This is a genomic window from Lyngbya sp. CCY1209, assembly GCF_055795065.1.
This window is the reverse complement of record NZ_JAYFER010000229.1, coordinates 1-3955: the sequence shown is the minus strand read 5'-3', so window position 1 is coordinate 3955 and position 3955 is coordinate 1. Positions and strand designations below refer to the sequence as shown.

General features: G+C 62.5%; 7 protein-coding genes. 1 reads left to right on the top strand and 6 read right to left on the bottom strand.

Annotated elements, in window-relative coordinates; genetic code table 11:
• Positions 1 to 38: 38 nt before the first annotated feature.
• The 3 genes from AC0QHF_RS05240 to AC0QHF_RS05230 all read right to left on the bottom strand — a co-directional run bounded on the left by AC0QHF_RS05240 (position 39) and on the right by AC0QHF_RS05230 (position 2184).
• Positions 39 to 278: a hypothetical protein gene (locus tag AC0QHF_RS05240; protein ID WP_324703133.1), complete on the bottom strand. Its 240-nt coding sequence runs from the start codon at positions 276 to 278 to the stop codon at positions 39 to 41.
• 79 nt (positions 279 to 357) lie between these two features.
• On the bottom strand, positions 358 to 1038 hold the full coding sequence (locus tag AC0QHF_RS05235; RefSeq protein WP_324703132.1) for a tyrosine-type recombinase/integrase: 681 nt from the start codon (positions 1036 to 1038) through the stop codon (positions 358 to 360).
• A gap of 60 nt (positions 1039 to 1098) precedes the next feature.
• A complete protein-coding gene (locus AC0QHF_RS05230; RefSeq protein ID WP_324703131.1) occupies positions 1099 to 2184 on the bottom strand; it encodes a ParB/RepB/Spo0J family partition protein in 1086 nt (361 codons plus the stop codon).
• Between the two features lie 59 nt (positions 2185 to 2243).
• On the opposite strand from AC0QHF_RS05230, the gene AC0QHF_RS05225 reads away from it, so the two are divergent.
• Positions 2244 to 2615, top strand: a complete 372-nt coding sequence (locus tag AC0QHF_RS05225; RefSeq protein ID WP_324703130.1) for an HNH endonuclease — start codon at positions 2244 to 2246, stop codon at positions 2613 to 2615.
• Positions 2616 to 2758: 143 nt separating this feature from the next.
• On the opposite strand, the gene AC0QHF_RS05220 is transcribed toward AC0QHF_RS05225, so the two are convergent.
• From AC0QHF_RS05220 to AC0QHF_RS05210, 3 genes are all read right to left on the bottom strand, one after another.
• Positions 2759 to 2953 carry a hypothetical protein gene (locus tag AC0QHF_RS05220; RefSeq protein ID WP_324703129.1) on the bottom strand — a complete coding sequence of 65 codons (195 nt, stop codon included), beginning with the start codon at positions 2951 to 2953 and terminating at the stop codon, positions 2759 to 2761.
• Between the two features lie 68 nt (positions 2954 to 3021).
• Positions 3022 to 3372 (bottom strand): hypothetical protein, encoded by a 351-nt coding sequence (locus AC0QHF_RS05215; protein ID WP_324703128.1) that lies wholly within the window; start codon positions 3370 to 3372, stop codon positions 3022 to 3024.
• On the bottom strand, positions 3369 to 3713 hold the full coding sequence (locus AC0QHF_RS05210) for a DUF5674 family protein (protein WP_324703127.1): 345 nt from the start codon (positions 3711 to 3713) through the stop codon (positions 3369 to 3371). Before AC0QHF_RS05210 ends, AC0QHF_RS05215 begins: the two co-directional genes overlap by 4 nt.
• Between the last annotated feature and the right edge of the window lie 242 nt (positions 3714 to 3955).

The following is a 3955-nucleotide window of genomic DNA, read 5'->3' as shown; positions in this document are numbered from 1 at the left end:
ACGTTTGTTGATGTCGATTGATTTCCGAGCATTGGCGGCTATTCGCCGTCGCCCGTCTCCCCCGCCCGTTCGATGAAGGTGAGATAGATGCGGTCGTCGTTGCCCTTGGGCGGGCGGCACGGGTAGGGTTCCGACTTCTCCAACAGTTCGTAGCCGTTCGCCCTCATCAGTGCGGCAATTTGTTCGGCGACCGCCGCGCACTTGTCCCGCCCGGCCATCAGGCGGATTCGGATCGGTTCGGAGGGCGGGTCGCTTCCGGAATTGGCAGTTCGTCCCATCGTCGCTCCCGGCAAATTCCATTTCCATTAAACACCCGGCGGCTGATGGCGGTTCCATCGATCGCCCCGGCGATGCGATCTACCCCGGCCGGGTCGGCGTCATTTGCCCGATGTCATCCCCGGCCGCCGCGCCGGACCCGTCCAAAGGCGCCACCGGCGACAGCAAACTCAAATTGTGGACGGCCCCCCTCACCTGTTCGGGTGTCACCTCCAGATACTCCTGGAGCTGCTGGAGGCTGCGGTGTCCCGATATCTCCTGGATCACCCGCAGCGGTACGCCGCGATCGCTCATCAGGGTCAGGGCCGTTCTCCGGAAGGACTGGGTGGACGACCCCTGGATATCCAGAGCCTCCATCGTCTCCCGGAGAATCCGGCTGGCGGAGTCGGGGCAGATGGGCCGGTCCCAGTTGCGATAGGGGCCGCCCGGGAACAGCCAGTTGGGTCCGGCTTCTTTGCGGTACGCCTCCAGGTAGCGCCGCAGTTCGTCCGCCACCGGAATGGTGCGGGTGGAGAGCTTCCGTTTGGTGTTGCACTTGCGGAACGTCAGCGCCTCCCTCACCCGCCGCCTGCGGTCGTAGACATCTTTGGTGTGGAGGGTGCAGGCTTCGTTGATCCTCACGGCGCAGAACAGGCAGACCGCGAACAGGGCGCGATCGCGCAAATTGGTCAGCCCTCGATTGAACAGGAGCCTTATCTCCTCGGGGGTGAGGATCTTCGCCTTGCCGTGCCGGTTGACTTTCATCGCCGCAATTCCACGCATACTCCACAAGTGTACGCCCACGGGGGGATGTCGGGGAAGTTCGCCCCCCCGCAACATTTTTCACGGGGTATCGCTTTCCCGACGCTCCAAGCAATCCAGGTAGGCGGCATCCCCCGGATTCACTTCGAGCTGCCGCTGGAGGGCATCGAGTATCGCCGACTCCACCGGGGAGAATTCCACGTCGAGTCCCCGCAGGTTCAGGACGCGGACGGCGATCGCCTCCCACTCCGGCGACGCCTCGACGGGCCGCAAATCCCCGCCGTACAGGGTCAGGGTGTCCGAGCCGAAGTTGACCCGCACCGTTCCGCGTTCGACGGCTTCCACCCGCCCCCAGCAGCCATTCCAGCGGCGTTCCTCGGCGCTGAAGATGAACCCCTCGTCCAGGGCGAGGATGACCCATTCCCCCACGGCGAAGCGGCGGCGCCCGCCCTGCCGCACCTCGGTTTGAATCTGTTCCAGGGCATCCCGGACGCTCGTCGCCCTCCCGTCGGCGAGGCGATCGAGGACTTTCACCCGCCGGGCTTTGGGCAGTTTCAACAAGGAATACGCCCCTTGGACGCTGCCCCGGTTGAGGGCGACGCGCCACCCCTCGGCGGCTTTGGCATTCCCGGCTTTGAGTTCGGCGTCGATCCGCCTCACCACCTTGGCGGCTTTCGCGTAGGTGACACCCGAACCCAACCCCACCCGCTTGGCGACGATATCGCGGACGTTTCCCCTAGAACGAGAGAAGGGGTCGCCGTCCGACAGGGACACCCCGGCGAGCTGTCGTTCTTTGGCTTTCTCGGTTTCGATGGGCTTCCAGGCATTGGCTTCCCGCACCTTCTGCTCTCGGGTCTTGTCGCGGACGGCGTTCTCTCCCAGCATGGCTTCGAGTTCGGCCGTGCGATCGCGGAAGGGGTGGACCGCCACGGGAACTTCCGGCCAGCCCAACGCCAACGCCGCCTTCCACCGCCGGTGTCCGCCGATGATGACGTGCTCGGGCGTGACGGTCAGGGGGCGCATCCACCCCGAGGCGCGGATCTGCTCGGTCAGTTCCCCGGCATCGATGTCGCCGTAAATCCCGGCGTAGCGGGGATGGGGTTTCAGGTCTTGGGGGCGGACGAAGGCGATCGCTCTCATTGGCTCTACGGGCGCGGTGGGAATCATTGTATCCCCCCGGACGGGCGTTTCTCGCGTAGAATGAAAGTCACCCCGCACCGAGTTCGATGTACCGCGATCGCTACCCCGACAACTGGCCCGAACTGTCCGCCGCCGTGAAGGAGGCGGCGGGTTGGCGCTGCCGGAAGTGCGGCAGGCAGTGCATCAAACCCGGAGAGGAAACGCCGCACCTGTCCGCCAAAGAGCGCAAGTCCCGGACGATGAACGTCCACCACCGCAACTTCAAGCCCGAGGACAACCGCCCCGAGAACCTGGTCGCCCTGTGCGCGGGCTGTCACCTCGGCTATCACCAGTACCGCCGGGGAAACGTCGCGCCGGGGCAACTGTCGCTGTGCCTGACCCCCGACGGCGGGGAGGAAACCGGGCGGGGGGCGCGGATGCGAGAAAATATGAGGGGAGGATCGAGAGATGCTGAGTGAGTGTCCGTCTGGGTTCGACTGCGAGGCGATGGGATGGAGTGATGCGGCGGGGGCTTTTCGTGATATCTGAAGTACAGGCGTGTGCGGTGTTGTCGGGGAAGTCAAGCGATCGCCCTCCGTCGATTCAGTTGCCGAGTTTATCATCACCCGAACATCAGGTATGTGCCGCACTCGCTGAGGGTGAGGTAATCCCCTTCAATCTCTACAGACTCACCGGGCATCAGTTCAATTTCCCGGTATCCCGGCTCGTCGTCTGGCGGGCCGTCTTTGTCCGCGAATCGCCAACTGCCCTCCCATTCCCCGTCCGGCCAATAATAAATAATTTTCGGTTCGGTCAAGCCGCCGCCCTCCTCTGCAATCTGAAATGATGATATTGCCAGGGCGCCACATCAGTCCATCCGCCGCGCTACCCAGTCAACAAACCCGACCAATCCAGCACCCGCTCCGACCAAATGCCGGAAGCCTCGGAGATCCGCCGCCGTTCGTCGGCATCATCCCCCGCCCGACCCAGGCGGAGCCGCCACCGGGCCAGTTCGACCTGCAACGCCGCCAACTGAGCCGCCACGTCCGCATCCGCGTCCGCCGCCGTCCACTCGATGAAGAACTGGCTCTCCCTCAGCAAATCGTCCGCGATATCGGAATGGGCGACCGTCGAGAGGCGAGACTTAATGCGGGCTAAGTTGGAAGCCAAGTTGCCCAGGCGGATGGGTAGCGCATCCCTCAAGTAGCGGTCTTTCAGAGACGAGTAATCTTTCATTGCAGTCCTGTTCTGTCCAATAAACGTCTGACCACCTCGGCAACCCGTCGCCGGATGGCGGGGTCTTGAATTTCCATCGAGCGGTTATTCTGGCGGGGGCGGATGTTGATGAGCGATTCGTATCCGACTTCTCGTTCGGCGGGATACCAGTCGGCGCCCCAGACATCGACCTGCCGGCTCCCCACCTCCAACAGTACGGCTTCGCAGTCGGCGTGGAGTTCCCCCCCACCCGCCAACATTCCCCGTTCGATATCTACCGCCAGTTTAATATACCTGCCACAGGCCTGGGACATTGCCTGAATTTGTTCGTCCGTTGCCGGTTCTTTGATTAAACAAATCATCGTCATTTTCCCCTGCAATTTTCACTTCTAAACCCGCATCGCGTCAGCGGGAAAAGACGTGCGCTTGCGAAGGGATAAACCGCAGCAATTCCGAATCTGAAATGCCCGTCTTAAATTGGGTTTGTCCGTTCAAATTCAGCGCTATGGTCTGCACGACTCGGCAAGTATAGCAAAGAGCGCTCGTGTGGTTACAAAAATGATGGTCGGGAGAAAAGAGGAGAGAGGAGAGAGGAGAGAGAAAT